We start from the raw sequence: 17,119 nt of genomic DNA, 5'->3' as shown, positions 1-17,119 counted from the left end.
GGCCGAGCCGCCCGCTCTAGCTGCCCACCAAGAGCCGCTGCAACTGGTCGAAGTCCTCCACGCACTTGCCCGCGCCCAGCACCACACAGTCCAGCGGGTCGTCCGCGACGAACACCGGGATGCCGGTCGCCGAGGCGATGCGCAGATCAAGGCCCGGCAGCAGCGCGCCGCCGCCGGTCAGCACGATGCCGTGCTCCATCACGTCACCGGCGAGCTCCGGCGGGCACTCCTCCAGGGTGACCCGCACCGCCGCGATGATCGCCTCGACGGGCTCGTCGAGGGCGGCCCGCACCTCGCGCGCCGTAAGCGCGAGCGTCATGGGCAGCCCCTTGACCTTCTCGCGGCCCCGCACCGTGAACGTCCGCTCCTCCAGCTCCGCGTTGCCCGGCACCGGCCACGCGGACCCGATCGCGCACTTGACGTCCTCGGCGGTGCGCTCGCCGATGAGCAGCCCGTGCTCCTTGCGTACGTAGTCGGTGATCGCGGTGTCCAGGCGGTCGCCGCCCACCCGCAGGGACTGCGAGGTCACGATGCCCCCCAGTGAGATCACGGCGACCTCCGTGGTGCCGCCGCCGATGTCCACCACCATCGAGCCGCGCGGCTCGGCGACCGGCAGGCCGGCCCCGATCGCCGCCGCCATCGGCTCCTCGATGAGGTGCACGGCCTTCGCGCCGGCCCGCTGGGAGGCGTGCACGATGGCGCGCCGCTCCACCGGGGTCACCCCGCTCGGCACGCACACCACCATCCGGGTGCGCGGGCGGCGCCCGGGCACGGCCTGTTTCACGAAGTGGCGGATCATTTCCTCCGCCGCCTCGTAGTCGCTGATCACGCCGTCCCGCAGGGGCCTGATCGCGGTGATCGAACCGGGCGTGCGGCCGATGGTCTCCTTGGCCTGTGTGCCCACGGCGAGCGCCGAGCGGCCGCCCTCCTTCATCGCCACCACGGACGGCTCATTGAGCACGATGCCCTGCCCCCGGGCGTAGAGAAGCGTGTTGGCCGTACCGAGGTCGATGCCTATGTCCATGATCGCCAAGTTTGCCCGGACAGTCTGTGGGACCCGGGGGCCGAACGTCCCGAAAGGGGCGGGTCCAAGGTCCTGTCGGTGTCCCTCCGTAGACTGGACCCGTGACCGAGCAGCCCGACCCCAGTGAAGCCGACGACTTCGATCAGATCGTCGAGGCCGAGACCGACAGAGACCCCGACCTCGCGGTGATCGAGGCCGGCAGCCGCACCCTGCGCACCCACGGCGTCCAGCCCCAGGGCGAAGCCGTGCCCGGCCGCCCCGCGGACCCCGAGGTCGACGCGGCGCTGCGCGCGGTCGAGACCGAGCTGGCGGGCCGCTGGGGCGAGACCAAGCTGGAGCCGTCGGTGCGCCGGATCGCCGCGTTGATGGACGTTTTGGGCGAGCCGCAGCGCGCGTACCCGACGATCCACATCACCGGCACCAACGGCAAGACCTCCACCGCCCGGATGATCGAGGCCCTGCTCGGCGCCTTCGAGCTGCGCACCGGGCGCTACACCTCGCCGCACGTCCAGTCGATCACCGAGCGCATCAGCCTGGACGGCCTGCCGATCCCCGCCGAGCGCTTCGTCGAGACGTATGACGACATCAAGCCGTACGTCGAGATGGTGGACGCGCGCGAGGAGTTCCGGCTCTCCTTCTTCGAGGTCCTGACCGGCATGGCGTACGCGGCCTTCGCCGACGCGCCCGTGGACGTTGCGGTCGTCGAGGTCGGCATGGGCGGCACCTGGGACGCGACGAACGTGATCGAGGCGGGCGTCGCCGTCGTCACCCCCATCGACCTCGACCACACCGACCGGCTCGGCAACACCACCGGCGAGATCGCCACCGAGAAGTCCGGGATCATCAAGCAGGGCGCGACGGTGATCCTGGCCCAGCAGCCCGTCGACGCGGCGCAGGTCATGCTGAAGAAGGCCGTCGAGGCGGACGCCACGGTGGCCCGCGAGGGCATGGAGTTCGGCATCGTGGGGCGCGAGGTCGCCGTCGGCGGCCAGCTCCTGACCCTGCGCGGCCTCGGCGGTGAGTACGAGGAGATCTTCCTGCCGCTGTACGGGGCCCACATGGCGCACAACGCGGCGGTGGCGCTCGCCGCGGTCGAGGCGTTCTTCGGCGTCGGCTCCCAGCAGCCGGGCCCGCTCGACCTCGACACCGTCCGCAAGGCGTTCGCCTCCGTGGTCTCGCCCGGCCGCCTTGAGGTCGTGCGCCGCTCGCCCACCGTCGTCCTGGACGCGGCGCACAACCCCGCGGGCGCCCGGGCCACCGCGGAGGGCCTGACCGAAGCGTTCGGCTTCTCGCGCCTGATCGGCGTGGTCGCCGCGAGCGCCGACAAGGACGTCAAGGGTTTGCTCGAGGCGTTCGAGCCGGTCTTCGCCGAGATCGTGGTCACCGCCAACACCACCGCGCGCTCCATGGACGTGGACGAGCTGGCCGCGCTCGCCGTCGAGGTGTTCGGCGATGAGCGCGTCGTGGTCGAACCGCGCCTGGACGACGCGATCGAGGCCGCCATCACCCTGGCCGAGGAGGAGGACGAGTACGCGGGAGCGGGCGTCCTGATCACCGGTTCCGTGTTCACGGTCGGCGACGCCCGGCTCATGCTGAAGAGGGGCTGACCCGATGCGTACGCTCTGCGCGTCCACCCTGATCGGTGAATTCTTCGTGATCGCCTTCGCGGGCCTGGTCGCGATGAAGGACCCGGAGCTGGCCACCACCACCGTGTGGACGGTCTGCGGCATCGGCATGCTGCTGTCGGTGCTGCTGTGCGGGATGCTGGGCCGGCGCGGCGGCGTCGCGCTCGGCTGGGGGCTCCAGATCGCCCTGGTCGCGAGCGGGTTCGCCGTCCCGCTCATGTTCTTCATGGGCGTCCTGTTCGGCGCCCTGTGGTGGGCCTCGGTGCACTACGGCCGCAAGATCGACGAGGCGAAGGCGCGGTTCGCCGCGCAGGCCGAGGCGGGGACCGGGGCGCAGGCCGGGGCGCAGGCGCAGTAGGGCCGGTGCGCGACGGCGGGGCTTGGCCGAGTCCGGATGCCACCCGTTCGGCCTCACCCGGTAGCCTCGCCTCACCGCACCCGTAATGCCTGCAAGGAGATCCGCACACCATGACCGAGCGCACCCTGGTCCTGCTCAAGCCCGACACCGTTCGCCGTGGCCTGATCGGCGAGGTGATCAGCCGCATCGAGCGCAAGGCCGGCTGGAGCATCTCCGCTCTTGAGCTGCGCTCCCTGGACCAGGACACCCTGGAGCAGCACTACGGCGAGCACAAGGGCAAGCCCTTCTACGAGCCGCTGGTGGCCTTCATGTCCTCGGGCCCGGTCGTCGCCCTGGTGGTCGAGGGCGAGCGCGTCATCGAGGGAGTACGCCAATTGGCGGGCCCCACCGACCCGATCGCGGCCGCCCCCGGTTCCATTCGCGGCGATTTCGGCACCATCGTCCGGGAAAACCTCATCCACGCCTCGGATTCGGCCGAGTCCGCCGAGCGGGAACTGAAGATTTTCTTCCCGGGTCGCGACTGACCGTTACTGACACAATGTCCGCCATATAGCGCTCACGACCTGGGGCGACCGAAGGAATTTCGGTCGCCTTTGGGCATATGCGGGCCGACTTCGGGAACGCATCGCCCCGACACGACGTCACCCATACTGAGGTGGACCACCGCGCCGTGTCCGTGCGGGCCGGACTACGATGGGGCCTCACGCTCATCGCACCCACCTCGCCGACCTGAGAAGCCGTCAACGCTCGAATAGGGAAGGCCGGACGCATCCTCATGGGGAGCAACAAAATGTCGTTCATCGGCCGTGACATGGCTGTCGACCTCGGGACCGCCAACACGCTGGTGTACGTCAGGGGCCGCGGAATCGTCCTGAACGAGCCGTCCGTCGTCGCCATCAACACCAACACCGGCGGCATCCTCGCGGTCGGCGCGGAAGCCAAGAAGATGATCGGCCGCACGCCGGGCAACATCGTCGCCGTACGGCCCCTGAAGGACGGCGTGATCGCCGACTTCGAGATCACCGAGCGGATGCTCCGCTACTTCATCCTGAAGATCCACAAGCGCCGGTACCTGGCCCGTCCGCGCGTCGTGGTCTGTGTGCCCTCGGGCATCACGGGAGTCGAGCGCCGCGCCGTCATCGAGGCCTCCACCCAGGCCGGTGCCCGCCAGGTGCACATCATCGAGGAGCCCATGGCCGCGGCCATCGGCTCGGGTCTGCCGGTCCACGAGGCCACCGGCAACATGGTCGTGGACATCGGCGGCGGCACCACAGAGGTCGCCGTGATCTCGCTCGGCGGAATCGTCACGGCGCAGTCGATCCGGGTCGCGGGCGACGAGCTGGACAACGCGATCATCCAGCACATCAAGAAGGAGTACTCGCTCCTTCTCGGTGAGCGCACCGCGGAACAGATCAAGATCACGATCGGTTCGGCCTACGACCTCGACAAGGACGAGCACACCGAGATCCGCGGCCGCGACCTCGTCTCGGGGCTGCCCAAGACCGTGGTGATCTCCGCGGCCGAGGTGCGCAAGGCGATCGAGGAGCCGGTCAACGCGATCGTCGACGCGGTCAAGACGACCCTGGACAAGTGCCCGCCGGAGCTCTCCGGCGACATCATGGACCGCGGCATCGTCCTGACCGGCGGCGGCGCCCTGCTGCGCGGCCTCGACGAGCGGCTGCGCCGCGAGACCGGCATGCCGATCCACATCGCGGAGGACCCGCTGGACTCCGTGGCCCTCGGCTCCGGCAAGTGCGTGGAGGAGTTCGAAGCCCTCCAGCAGGTGCTCGACGCCCAGCCCCGCAGGTAGCCTCCGGGCCCGCCGTCCGCCGTATGGGTCACTGCCAACCCGTACGGCGGATCGTTGATATACAGATCGAAGAGATCTTGTAGATCACCCACATTCCTACGAGGAAGGCACGGCCGCCGCACGTGAGGGACACACGAGAGAGCCGGCTGCTCCTGGTGCTGCTGATCGCCGTAGCGTTCGCGCTGATCACGGTCGATATCAGAGGCGGGGCGAATTCACCGGTGGACGGTGCCCGGCAGGCCGCCGCCGCCGTCTTCGGACCGGTGGAGAACGGGGTCGCCGGCGCCGTCGACCCGGTCGGCAACGCGATCGGCGCGGTACGCGACTCCGGCAAGCGCCACGACAAGATCGCCGCCCTCCAGGCCGAGAACGAGGCGCTCAAGCAGCGGCTCGGCAGCGACGCCCGCAACCGCAGCCGCCTGGGCCAGCTCGACTCGATGCTCAAGACCGCCGGCGAGGGCCAGTACGGCATCAAGGCCGCCCAGGTCGTCGCCATAGGAGCGGCCCAGGGCTTCTCCTGGACGGTCACCATCGACGCCGGGTCCAACGACGGCATCCAGCGCGACATGACGGTGCTCAACGGCGACGGCCTGGTCGGGCGGGTCACGACGGTGGGGCCCTCCACCTCCACCGTGCTGCTCGCCAACGACCCCGACTTCACCGTCGGCACCCGGATGGAGAAGAGCGACGAGCTCGGCTTCGCCACCGGCCACGGCGACCGGCCGCTGTCGGTCCAACTGCTCAACGGCAAGGCCAAGGTGAGCCCCGGCGACCGTCTGGTGACCTTCGGCTCCCAGGCCGACAAGCCGTTCGTGCCCGGCGTCCCGGTCGGCGAGGTCGTCAAGGTCGACCCCTCCGGCGGCGACCTCACACGCACCATCTACGTACGCCCCTACGTCGGCTTCACCAAGCTCGACATCGTCGGCGTCGTCGTCCAGGCCCCGCGCACCGACCCGCGCGACCAGGTGCTGCCCGCCAAGCCCCAGCCCACCCCGACGCCCACGGTCACGGTCACGGCCACCCCCACCGGCGCCGCGACCCCGAATGGCCAGGGCAACACGAACATCGCCGACCAGAGCGCCGACGCGAACCAGGGCGCCGACCCGAACGCCAAGCCCAGCCCCCAGGCCGGCAAGCCCAACGTGCCGGCCGGCACCGCGCAGGCCCCCGACGGCAACGCCCCCGCGAACCCGCCCCCGGGCGGCGATCCCAACGGCCAAGCCAACGCCGACGGCGAGCAGTAGGAGCTGATCCAGATGCGTGTCAACAGGGTCATCCTCTCCGCCGCCCTAATCGTCGTCGCCCTCGTCGTCCAGGTGAGCATCCTCGCCCGCCTCCAACTGCCCGGCGCCGTACCGGACTTGGTGCTTTTGACCGTCCTTGGTCTGGCCCTGGTCTACGGCCACGTCGGCGGCGCCTTCGTCGGCTTCGGCGCGGGCCTGCTCGCCGACCTCGCGCCCCCCGCCGACCACGCCGCCGGGCGCTACGCCCTGGTCCTGTGCGTGATCGGCTACCTCGCGGGCCTGGCCAAGCCCGACCACGGGCGGCTGCGCAGCGCGGCGGGACCGATGATGGTGGTGGTCGGCGCGGCCATCGGCTCGACGCTGCTCTACGCCACGGTGGGTGCCCTGGTGGGAGACACCGCGGCCCGCCATGTCGGCCTGCCCGGGCTGCTGTTCACGGCCGCGCTCTACGATCTGCTGCTCGCGCCGTTCACCGTGCCGCTGATCATGGCGATCGCCCGGCGCGCCGAGAACGACCCGCTCGCGGACACCACCGGCAACGGCAGCCCCAGGAACAACATCGGCTCCGGCTGGCTCTCCGGCGGCACCGGCCTGCGCATCGGCAACCAGCGCGGCGGGCTGCGGATCAAGGCCGCCAGGAACAGAGCGGCCCGGGCGGGCCGCATCAAGGGTGTCAAGCGACTGTGAACCAGGGGGCCGCCACAGCATGAGCAACATCCCCGAGACGGGCCGCACCCCCCGGGTGCAGATCCGGCTCATCATCATCCAGGTCCTGGTCTTCTCGCTCCTGCTCACGCTGGGCGGACGCCTGTGGTACCTCCAGATCCGCAACGGCCGGCAGTACGAGGACGAGGCCAAGAACAACCACGTCCAGCAGGTCGTCCAGCCCGCCGTGCGCGGCTCGATCCTCGACGCGCGCGGCGTCCCGCTCGCCGACAACGAGACGCGCCTGGTGGTCTCCGCCTCCCGCACCGACCTGTCCAAGATGCCCGACCGCGGCAAGGCCGTCCTGACCCGCCTCGCCGCCGTGCTCGGCATGAAGCCGCAGGACGTCATGGACAAGGTCAGGCTCTGCGACGCCAAGACCCCCAAGCCCTGCTGGAACGGCTCCCCGTACCAGCCGATCCCCGTCACCGACAAGGCCACCACCCAGCAGGCCCTCCAGATCCGCGAGCGCTCCGAGGACTTCCCCGGCATCACCGCCGACCCCACCGCCGTGCGCCGCTACCCCGCGCCCGGCAAGTCCAACACCGCCCAGGTGCTCGGCTACCTCTCGCCCGTCACCGACGACGAGATCACCAAGGCCAAGGACACCGACTCGCCGTATCTGCGCTCCGACCAGGTCGGCCGCTCGGGCCTTGAGCGCACCTACGACAAGCAGCTGCGCGGCAAGGCGGGCGTCACCCGCTACGAGGTGGACAACCTCGGCCGGGTCATCGGCCAGGCCGAGAGCGACAAGGCACAGCCCGGCGCCAACGTCGTCACCTCGATAGACGCACGCGTGCAGGCCGTGGCCGAGTACGAGCTCAACAACGCGATGGTCGAGGCCCGCCAGCAGTACGACAAGATCACCAACGAGAACTACAAGGCCGACTCCGGCGCGGTCGTCGTCATGGAGGCCAAGACCGGGCGGATCGTCGCCATGGCCTCGGCGCCCACCTACGACCCCAACGTCTGGGTCGGCGGCATCTCCGGCAAGGACTACCAGGCGCTCACCGGCAAGGACGGCAACTACCCGCTCCTTAACCGCGCCATACAGGGTCAGGCCGCGCCCGGTTCGACGTTCAAGGTGGTCTCCACCGCCGCCGCCGTCGAAGCCGGCTACAAGTGGGACGGCGGTTACCCCTGCACCAGCTCGTACTCCGTGGGCGGTCAGGTCTTCAAGAACTTCGAGGGCGAGAACTTCGGCCCCATCTCCCTCGGGCGCGCCCTTGAGGTCTCCTGCGACACCGTCTTCTACGGACTCGCCGACAACGAGTGGAAGAAGGACGGCGGGATCAACCCCAAGAAGGGCCAGCCCAAGGACTACTTCTACAAGGCCGCCCACCAGTTCGGCCTCGGCAAGATCACCGGCGTCGACCTGCCCAACGAGGTCACCGGCCGCGTCCCGGACCGCCAGTGGAAGGAGAACTACTGGAGCGCCAACAAGGACAGCTGGTGCAGGACCGGCAAGAAGGACGGCAGTTACGTAGAGAAGATCGCCTACGAGAACTGCCTAGAAGGCAACAAGATGCGTGAGGGCGACTCGATCAACTACTCCATCGGCCAGGGCGACACCCTCGTCACGCCGATCCAGGAGGCCATGATCTACGGGGCCATCGCCAACGGCGGCACCATGCACGCCCCCACCATCGGCAAGGCGATCATCAGCGCCGACGGCAAGTCCGTCCAGGAGATCAAGCCGAAGGTCAACGGGAAGCTCCCCGTCACCCAGGCCACCCTCGACGGCTTCAACAAGGCCCTCGCGGGCGTCGTCACCAGCGGCACCGCCGCCTGGAAGTTCCAGGGCTGGCCCCAGGACAAGATCGAGCTGCACGCCAAGACCGGCACCGCCGAGGTCTACGGCAAGCAGACCACCTCCTGGCTCGCCACGTACTCCAAGGACTACACGGTCGTGATGACGATCGCCCAGGCCGGTACGGGCTCCGGCGCCTCCGGTGAGGCCGTCCGCAAGATCTACGAGGCGATGTACGGCATCGACGACGCCGGCAACCAGGACCTCAAGCGCGCCCTGCTCCCGCAGCCCGAGCAGTCCCTGCCCAAGATCCAGCCCGACGGCTCCATCGACGCCCCGACGGTCACCGCCTACGACCCCAACGCAGGCAAGACCAAGGACAAGGGCGACAAGAGCAAGGGCACCAAGCAGCCCGACAACCCGCCCCAGCCCGCCACCTCACCGGCCGGCACCGTCGACAACCGCAACCCACGAAGGGACTAGCGCCATGGCAGGCTTCTCCGTCCAGCGCTACGCCCCCAAGGAGCGCGGGGCCCTGGCCAGACTCACCGCCCGCGACTCGGTGCTGCGCAGACTCGACTGGCCGCTGCTGCTCTCGGCCCTCGCGCTCTGTTTCATCGGCTCGCTCCTGGTGTGGTCCGCCACCCGCAACCGCACCAGCATCAACCAGGGCGACCCGTACTTCTTCCTGATCCGGCACATCATGAACGCCGGCATCGGGGTCTGCCTGATGATCGGCACCATCTGGCTCGGCCACCGCACCCTGCGCGGCGCGGTCCCGATCCTGTACGGACTCTCCATCCTGCTGCTGCTCGCCGTGCTCTCCCCGCTCGGCGCCACCGTCAACGGCGCCCACTCCTGGATCGTGCTCGGCGGCGGATTCTCCCTCCAGCCCTCCGAGTTCGCGAAGATCGCGATCATCCTGTGCATGGCGATGCTGCTCGCCGCGCGGGTGGACGCCGGCGACCAGGCGCACCCCGATCACCGCACGGTGATGAAGGCGCTCGCCCTCGCGATGATCCCCATCGGCTGCATCATGCTGATGCCCGACCTCGGCTCCACCATGGTCATCGTGGTGATCATCCTCGGCGTGCTGCTGTCCTCCGGGGCCTCCAACCGCTGGATCTTCGGGCTGCTCGGCGCGGGCGTGGTGGGCGCCGTCCTCGTCGCCGCGCTCGGAATACTGGACAAGTACCAGATCAACCGGTTCGCGGCGTTCGCCAACCCCAACCTCGACCCGGCGGGCGTCGGCTACAACACCGGCCAGGCCAGGATCGCGATCGGCTCCGGTGGCCTCACCGGCACCGGGCTCTTCAAGGGCTCCCAGACCACCGGGCAGTTCGTCCCCGAACAGCAGACGGACTTCGTGTTCACCGTGGCCGGCGAGGAGCTGGGCTTCGTCGGCGCGGGCCTGATCATCGTGCTGATCGGCGTCATCCTGTGGCGCGCCTGCCGCATCGCCCGCGAGACGACCGAGCTGTACGGCACCGTCGTCGCGGCCGGCATCATCGCCTGGTTCGCCTTCCAGTCCTTCGAGAACATCGGCATGACCCTCGGCATCATGCCGGTCGCGGGCATCCCACTGCCGTTCGTCTCCTACGGAGGGTCCTCGATGTTCGCGGTGTGGGTGGCCATAGGGCTGCTCCAGTCGATCCGGGTGCAGCGGCCGATAACGGCGTAGCCCCCGGGTGGCCGACAGGGGCAGCGAGGGCGCGGGAGCGGCGACGGCCGCCCCGCGCCCTGCCATTTCGGGTGCGACGCGACTAGGGTCGGTTCATGGCGGACACGAAACGCGAGATCGAGCGGAAATTCGAGTTCCCCGCGTCGCACGGGGCCCCGCCCCAGCTCCCCGACCTGACCGCGGTCCCCGGCGTCGCCGCCGTCACCGACGGGGCCGTCACCGAACTCGACGCGGTCTACTACGACACCCATGACCTGCGCCTGGACGCCGACTCCCTGACCCTGCGCCGCAGAACGGGCGGCGCCGACGCCGGCTGGCACCTCAAACTCCCCGTTTCCGCCGGCGTCCGCGACGAGATCCGCGCCCCGCTCAGCGACGACGTGCCGCCCGAACTCGCCGCCCTGGTGCGCTCCCGCGTACGCGAGGGCACGCTCGTCCCCGTCGTACGCCTGCGCTCCTCGCGCGCCGTACGCCACCTCCTGGCCGAGGACGGCGCCCAGCTCGTCGAGATCAGCGTCGACACCGTACGCGCCGAAGGGCTGCGCCCGGGCTGCTCCGCCACCTCCTGGACCGAGATCGAGGCCGAACTCGCCGACGGCGTCCAGGACGACACCCACCTGGACCACATCGGCGCGCTGCTCGCCGAGAGCGGTATCAAGCCCGCCACCAGCCCCTCCAAGGTGGCCCGCGCCCTGCGCGAGACGGCCCCGGCACGGGCGGACGCGGACGCGGACGCGCATGCCGGGCGGACCGAGGACGTGCCGTCCGAGGCCGCCGAGCCCGCCGAGGGCACCGCCGGCGCCCGGGTGCTCGCGCATCTGCGGGCCCAGCGCGACGACCTCGTCGCCCTCGACCCGGCCGTCCGCCGCGAACTGCCCGACGCCGTCCACCGGATGAGGGTCACCACGCGCCGCCTGCGCAGCGCGTTCACGTCGTACGCCAAAGTCCTCGACCGGACCGTCACCGATCCCCTCGGCGACGAGCTGAAATGGCTCGCGCGTGAACTCGGCGCCGTCCGCGACGGCGACGTGCTCGCCCAGCGCCTCGACGCCCACATCCGGGCGCTGCCCACCACCTTGGTCCTCGGCCCCGTCACGGCCCGGCTGCGCGTCCACCGCGTCGCCCAGCACGCCGAAGCCCGGCGCACCACCCTCGCCGCACTCGACAGCCCGCGCCAGCTGGCGCTCCTCGGCGCCCTCGACCGCCTCCTCGCCGACCCGCCGCTGCTGCCCGGCGCCCACCGGCCCGCCGCCCGCGTCCTGCGCCAGGCCGTACGCAAGGACCACCGGCGCCTGGCCCGCCGCCTCGACACCGCCCTAGCCCTGGCCCCCGGCCCCGAACGTGACCGCGCCCTGCACGCCGCCCGCAAGGCCGCCAAACGCGCCCGCTACTCCGCCCAGGCCGCGACCCCCGTGCTCGGCAAGCCCGCCAAGAAGCTCGCCAAGCGCCTCAAGGCCGTACAGAACACCCTCGGCGACCACCAGGACAGCGTGGTCGCGCGCGCCGCGCTGCGCACCCTGGCCGCCCGGGCCCACGCGGCCGGCGAGACCGCGTTCACCTGGGGGCTCCTGTACGGGCGCGAGGAGGCGCGCGCGGCGGCGCGCGAGCGGGAACTGCCCCAGGTGTGGGCCCGGGCCCGCCGGGCCCGGCTCCACGGCGGCTGACGGCCGGCCCGTGATCGGCGGGCGAGGGGGCGACGCGACGCGCGTTACGCTAGAGAGTCGCCCCCTGCCAGCCCACGAAGGTCGAGATGTCTGCCGAGTCCGTCTTCCCACAGCTCGAAGCGCTGCTCCCGCACGTGCAGAAGCCGATCCAGTACGTCGGCGGTGAGCTCAACTCCACCGTCAAGGCCTGGGACGAGTGTGACGTCCGCTGGGCGCTCATGTACCCGGACGCGTACGAGGTGGGCCTGCCCAACCAAGGCGTCATGATCCTCTATGAGGTGCTGAACGAGCGCGAGGGCGTCCTGGCCGAGCGCACGTACAGCGTGTGGCCCGACATGGAAGAGCTCATGCGGGAGCACAAGGTGCCCCAGTTCACCGTGGACTCGCACCGCCCGCTGAAGGCGTTCGACGTCTTCGGCCTCAGCTTCTCCACCGAGCTCGGCTACACCAACATGCTCACGGCCCTCGACCTCGCGGGCATCCCGCTGGAGTCCAAGGACCGCACGATCGACGACCCGATCGTCCTCGCGGGCGGCCACGCGGCCTTCAACCCCGAGCCGATCGCGGACTTCATCGACTGCGCGATCATCGGCGACGGCGAGCAGGCCGTCCTCGACATGACGGAGATCGTCCGCGCGTGGAAGGCCGAGGGCCGTCCTGGTGGCCGCGAGGAGGTCCTGTTCCGCCTGTCGCGCACCGGCAGCGTGTACGTTCCCGCCTTCTACGACGTCGAGTACCTGCCCGACGGCCGCATCGCGCGTGTCGTGCCGAACAGGTCGGGCGTGCCGTGGCGGGTCTCCAAGCACACCGTCATGGACCTCGACGAGTGGCCCTACCCCAAGCAGCCTCTGGTCCCGCTCGCCGAGACCGTCCATGAACGCATGTCCGTGGAGATCTTCCGGGGCTGCACCCGAGGCTGCCGCTTCTGCCAGGCCGGCATGATCACGCGCCCCGTGCGGGAGCGAAGCATCACCGGCATCGGCGAGATGGTGGAGAAGGGACTCAAGGCCACCGGCTTCGAAGAGGTGGGCCTGCTCTCCCTGTCCTCGGCCGACCACACCGAGATCGGCGACATCGCCAAGGGCCTCGCGGACCGCTACACGGACGACAAGATCGGCCTGTCGCTGCCCTCGACCCGCGTGGACGCCTTCAACGTCGACCTCGCCAACGAACTGACCCGCAACGGCCGCCGCTCGGGCCTCACCTTCGCCCCCGAGGGCGGCTCCGAGCGCATGCGCAAGGTCATCAACAAGATGGTCTCCGAAGAGGACCTGATCCGCACCGTCGCGACGGCGTACGGCAACGGCTGGCGCCAGGTGAAGCTGTACTTCATGTGCGGCCTGCCCACCGAGACCGACGAGGACGTCCTCCAGATCGGCGACATGGCGGTCAACGTCATCGCCAAGGGCCGCGAGGTCTCCGGCCAGAACGACATCCGCTGCACGGTCTCCATCGGCGGATTCGTACCCAAGCCGCACACCCCCTTCCAGTGGGCGCCGCAGCTGTCGGCCGAGGAGACGGACGCGCGCCTGACCAAGCTGCGCGACAAGATCCGCGGCGACAAGAAGTACGGCCGCTCCATCGGTTTCCGCTACCACGACGGCAAGCCCGGCATCGTCGAGGGCCTGCTCTCGCGCGGCGACCGCCGGGTCGGCGCCGTCATCCGCGCCGTCTACGAGGACGGCGGCCGCTTCGACGGCTGGCGCGAGCACTTCAGCTACGACCGCTGGATGGCCTGCGCCGACAAGACGCTGCCCGCCTTCGGCGTGGACGTCGACTGGTACACCACCCGCGAGCGCACCTACGAGGAAGTCCTGCCCTGGGACCACCTCGACTCGGGCCTCGACAAGGACTGGCTGTGGGAGGACTGGCAGGACTCCCTCGACGAGACCGAGGTCGAGGACTGCCGCTGGACGCCGTGCTTCGACTGCGGGGTGTGCCCGCAGATGGACACGTCCATCCAGATCGGCCCCACGGGCAAGAAACTGCTGCCGCTGACGGTCGTCAAGTAGCACCGCGCACAGACCGAAACGCTGCCGTGTCCCTCCGAGCCGGGGTGGACACGGCAGTGTCATGTCCGGGGCCTCTGGAGCGCACCGGCTGCTGCCGACGCGACCGGAAGCCCCTCACCCAGCCCGATCCAGGGCTCGACACGCCCCGCCCGCCGCCTGCCGCCCGCCGCCTGCCCGATGCGCGACGGATGCCTTACGCGGCGCCGGGCCTTCACCGGTATCAGCCGGTGGCACCGACGTCATGTCCCGCCATACCCAGGTACGGGTACTCAGGCGATATGAGTGACCGCACGGGCAGCTGGGGGAGAGCCATTCCGTAGCGTGTGCGGAAGCGATGTCGATGAGCGCACCGGCCGCCGAACGGAGCCTCGCGCACGGGGGCCCGGGTCACGGGGAGGGAACTGCGGATGGCGTGGGACGAGTGGGAACAGCTCAAGGCCGGTGCCGTCGCTCGCAGTGATGCGGCCCGCACGCAGATCAACGGTGTGCCACCGGACGGAGCAAACGCTTCGGCAAACGATCGGCGCCCTGAACGGGTTACCTGCGGACGTGCGCGACGAAGCCAATCGCTCGATCCTCACGGAAAAGCGTGTCCCGGTCGACAACGCGATCCTGGTGGGTAGCCCGGGGGTGGGAGTGAACCACGCGAAGGACCTGAACATCCCTGCCGACCACGTGTGGGCAGCCACGGCGAAGAACGACCTCATCAATCTCGCTCCACCGCCGGCAGGCCCGTTGGCCCCGCTCAATCCGAAGGCATACATGCGGCTCTTCGACGATCACTCCCTCCTTTACGGTTGCGACCCCACATCGGACGATTTCGGCGGAAAGACGTTCCATGTCGCGGACGGAAAATTCCCGGGGACGGATGGGTTCATGCCTGCCCACTCGCAGTACTGGGAGAATGAATCCTTGGTGAACATGGCAACGATCGCGACCGGAGGAAAGCCGTGAGGCTTCGCGCAGCCGTCATGACGGCCCTGTTTTTGGTCATGGCGGCCGGAGCGGCGTCGTGCGGGCACGGGGGCGATGGCCATGGCGGCCAGGGCGACAGGACCACACAGAATCGGACCGGCACCATGGACGAGCAGCATGCGACCCGACGCGCGCAGGAAATCATCCGTCAAGCCACGGACGGGATGGTGCCCAAGCCGACCTTGAAGCAGGTCGGCCCCGGCCCCGTGGGCCCGTGCCTGGCAGATGACGACGCCACCGCAAGCGGGCGCAAGCAGGTCGGTCTCACGTACCAGTTGACCGATGTGCCGGGAAGCGAGGCCAAGCGGTTGCTCCGTCATGTTCGTGACGCCTGGGTGAAGAAGGGGTACACCTTTATCTCTCGTGACGCTGACTGGAGCGTTCCGTTCCCGAAGTTCTTCATGCGCACGCCCACCGATGACTTCTGGATGAACGGCATCATCGGCCCGACCAACAAGGAGGCCGGCGAGGGCATCGTGGCGATCTCGGTCACGTCTCCCTGCTTTGCCGAGACGGCGCAGACGCCTTCGGGAGCAAACCCGGCCGCTCACCGGACGCCGCCGGGTACGACGGACGCGGAACGTCGCGCGCTGGGGCACTCGAGCCGGATTTACGAAGCCCTGGGTGTGCCATACCAAGAACAGGCCGGTGACGGGGTGAGTCGCGTCGAGGACGGTGCGGACGTGCTGACGCACCACACCTGGTCGACCGTGCCCCTCAGCAAAGAAGCCCGAAGGGGCGCGATGCGCCGTGGGCGGGACAGCCTGAGTGGAGCGGGGTGGGACGTGCGCGCCCTGTCGCTGGAGAACGATGAGGAAATGATCGTGGCACGTCACCATGTGGACGGTAGCCTCGCCCGCGTCGCGGCGTCGGCGAACGGCTCGGTACGGGTCGCCGTCACGGCGGTTGATGACGAGGGCTTCCGACCCGCTTGAGCCGTGACGGCACGAGGCCGCAGGCGGCGTGACGTCCGGCGACAACGGCCGCCCGACGGAGGCCTTTCGTACGTCCTCGACCATACGCAGAACCACTCGCCCTCCGGGGGCCTCCAAGGGCGTCTCGCCGAAGCCGACCGCGTTCCCGTGTGGATCGTGGTGTTCGGGCAGAGGGCGACTGTCTCCGGGTGCCGCACTCAAACCGAGTTGACTAGCTGGGCGGATATCACGTCGAACATCCAGACGTAACCTGTGCGCCAGCAATCTCCCGTCGTGTACTGGGAGTTGCGTGACAGCGCGGGCCCGCCACGGCACGGGAGGGGTGGTTTGGCGTGGGACGAGTGGGGACAGCTCAAATGGCCGACCCGGGCGGAGGTGGCGGCACCACGAGCGGTGTGACGGGCGGCCTCAAGCGAAGCAAGGCTTCGATCAACGAACGTTGTGGCAACGTGAAGGGGGCCCTCGAGCAAGTCCGGCACGACATGGTCCTGAATGACGAAAAAAGAGCCTTGGCCGCATCGCCCACGGCGTCATGACCTGCGCCGCCAAAGCCTCGTCGGCCTTGGCGACTGGTGGGCGAACCCTACTGACGAGGACTTCGGCGCCAATGTGATGCAGAACGACACCGGCAGCTTCCTGTCGGGGCACAGCTCCTACTGGGATTACAACGAGGGACAGGCTTCGACGAGCCTGAAAAACCAAGCCGCCGTCATCGCGGGAAGGTATGGGGATGTCAAGCTGGAATAGAGGGCGCGGTGCTCGGCGGCCCCTGCTTATGGTCGCGCTTGTGACGTCATCACTCCTTCTCTCTGCGGGATGTTCCATGGAAACGGGCAGCAGCAAGCCTCTTGTCACGCGGGATTCTTCTGCGGTGGAACAGGAGGGGAAGGTCACCGAACCCGGAGCATATGCGTCGGACTGCGGCGACGACGGCACTAAGGGCATATGGGTGAGGCACCCATGGTCCATGTATGGGATCGACAACAATCAACTGGGTGAAGGATTTGCCAATCTGAAAAGGTCCCTGCCTGGCGAGGGGTGGAAGATCGTGAAGGACGGAGATGACGGGAGCCGAAACAAGAACCCCGAGATTCTGGCCGTCCACGAGGAGACGCGCAGCCAGCTGGAAGCCAGGTGGCTCAGAGGTCTCGACGGAAATCCGCCGCTCCTGGAAGTGACTCTGTACTCACAGTGCTTCAAAAAAGCTGACTGATTTCGATGCGGTACCGGGGCCCCACGGCGCCGTTCGACGTGCGCTGCCCGGTGTCCGTATCCAGTCCGTGACGCAACCGCCCGATCGCCCAGAGCCCCCCACCGCAACGCCGTGGGCCCTTCG

Annotated in this window: 15 protein-coding genes; 14 read left to right on the top strand and 1 reads right to left on the bottom strand. The window is 69.4% G+C overall.

The window, feature by feature from the left end; genetic code table 11:
* Nucleotides 1-16: 16 nt before the first annotated feature.
* On the bottom strand, nucleotides 17-1,024 hold the full coding sequence (locus ACFYM2_RS22185; protein ID WP_359000218.1) for a rod shape-determining protein: 1,008 nt from the start codon (nucleotides 1,022-1,024) through the stop codon (nucleotides 17-19).
* Nucleotides 1,025-1,125: 101 nt separating this feature from the next.
* On the opposite strand from ACFYM2_RS22185, the gene ACFYM2_RS22180 reads away from it, so the two are divergent.
* The 14 genes from ACFYM2_RS22180 to ACFYM2_RS22115 all read left to right on the top strand — a co-directional run bounded on the left by ACFYM2_RS22180 (nucleotide 1,126) and on the right by ACFYM2_RS22115 (nucleotide 16,996).
* Nucleotides 1,126-2,631: a folylpolyglutamate synthase/dihydrofolate synthase family protein gene (locus tag ACFYM2_RS22180; RefSeq protein ID WP_359000215.1), complete on the top strand. Its 1,506-nt coding sequence runs from the start codon at nucleotides 1,126-1,128 to the stop codon at nucleotides 2,629-2,631.
* 4 nt (nucleotides 2,632-2,635) lie between these two features.
* On the top strand, nucleotides 2,636-3,007 hold the full coding sequence (locus ACFYM2_RS22175) for a DUF4233 domain-containing protein (protein ID WP_359000212.1): 372 nt from the start codon (nucleotides 2,636-2,638) through the stop codon (nucleotides 3,005-3,007).
* 110 nt (nucleotides 3,008-3,117) lie between these two features.
* Entirely contained in the window at nucleotides 3,118-3,531 is a 414-nt protein-coding gene (gene ndk, locus ACFYM2_RS22170) for a nucleoside-diphosphate kinase (protein ID WP_359000210.1), read from the top strand.
* A 266-nt stretch (nucleotides 3,532-3,797) separates the two neighbouring features.
* Nucleotides 3,798-4,817, top strand: a complete 1,020-nt coding sequence (locus ACFYM2_RS22165) for a rod shape-determining protein (protein ID WP_053727412.1) — start codon at nucleotides 3,798-3,800, stop codon at nucleotides 4,815-4,817.
* Between the two features lie 122 nt (nucleotides 4,818-4,939).
* A complete protein-coding gene (gene mreC / locus ACFYM2_RS22160) occupies nucleotides 4,940-6,061 on the top strand; it encodes a rod shape-determining protein MreC (RefSeq protein WP_359000207.1) in 1,122 nt (373 codons plus the stop codon).
* 12 nt (nucleotides 6,062-6,073) lie between these two features.
* Nucleotides 6,074-6,748 carry a rod shape-determining protein MreD gene (mreD, locus tag ACFYM2_RS22155; RefSeq protein WP_388454982.1) on the top strand — a complete coding sequence of 225 codons (675 nt, stop codon included), beginning with the start codon at nucleotides 6,074-6,076 and terminating at the stop codon, nucleotides 6,746-6,748.
* Nucleotides 6,749-6,767: 19 nt separating this feature from the next.
* Nucleotides 6,768-8,999, top strand: a complete 2,232-nt coding sequence (gene mrdA, locus ACFYM2_RS22150; RefSeq protein ID WP_359000204.1) for a penicillin-binding protein 2 — start codon at nucleotides 6,768-6,770, stop codon at nucleotides 8,997-8,999.
* A gap of 4 nt (nucleotides 9,000-9,003) precedes the next feature.
* A complete protein-coding gene (rodA, locus tag ACFYM2_RS22145; protein ID WP_359000201.1) occupies nucleotides 9,004-10,197 on the top strand; it encodes a rod shape-determining protein RodA in 1,194 nt (397 codons plus the stop codon).
* 95 nt (nucleotides 10,198-10,292) lie between these two features.
* Nucleotides 10,293-11,861 carry a CHAD domain-containing protein gene (locus tag ACFYM2_RS22140; protein ID WP_388838478.1) on the top strand — a complete coding sequence of 523 codons (1,569 nt, stop codon included), beginning with the start codon at nucleotides 10,293-10,295 and terminating at the stop codon, nucleotides 11,859-11,861.
* Nucleotides 11,862-11,947: 86 nt separating this feature from the next.
* Complete coding sequence (locus tag ACFYM2_RS22135; RefSeq protein WP_359000195.1) at nucleotides 11,948-13,873, top strand: TIGR03960 family B12-binding radical SAM protein; 1,926 nt, start codon at nucleotides 11,948-11,950, stop codon at nucleotides 13,871-13,873.
* Nucleotides 13,874-14,422: 549 nt separating this feature from the next.
* Nucleotides 14,423-14,827, top strand: coding sequence for an alpha/beta hydrolase (locus ACFYM2_RS22130; protein ID WP_388838475.1), 405 nt, complete (start codon nucleotides 14,423-14,425; stop codon nucleotides 14,825-14,827).
* A gap of 125 nt (nucleotides 14,828-14,952) precedes the next feature.
* A complete protein-coding gene (locus ACFYM2_RS22125; RefSeq protein WP_388838472.1) occupies nucleotides 14,953-15,783 on the top strand; it encodes a hypothetical protein in 831 nt (276 codons plus the stop codon).
* 492 nt (nucleotides 15,784-16,275) lie between these two features.
* Complete coding sequence (locus tag ACFYM2_RS22120) at nucleotides 16,276-16,530, top strand: hypothetical protein (RefSeq protein ID WP_359000187.1); 255 nt, start codon at nucleotides 16,276-16,278, stop codon at nucleotides 16,528-16,530.
* Nucleotides 16,531-16,606: 76 nt separating this feature from the next.
* Nucleotides 16,607-16,996 carry a hypothetical protein gene (locus tag ACFYM2_RS22115; protein WP_388838469.1) on the top strand — a complete coding sequence of 130 codons (390 nt, stop codon included), beginning with the start codon at nucleotides 16,607-16,609 and terminating at the stop codon, nucleotides 16,994-16,996.
* The last annotated feature ends 123 nt before the right edge of the window (nucleotides 16,997-17,119 follow it).

The sequence above is a fragment of the Streptomyces sp. NPDC006711 genome (assembly GCF_042869775.1).
Lineage (GTDB): Bacteria > Actinomycetota > Actinomycetes > Streptomycetales > Streptomycetaceae > Streptomyces.
Note: the sequence above shows the minus strand (reverse complement) of the source record. Positions and strands in the feature narration are given on the sequence as shown.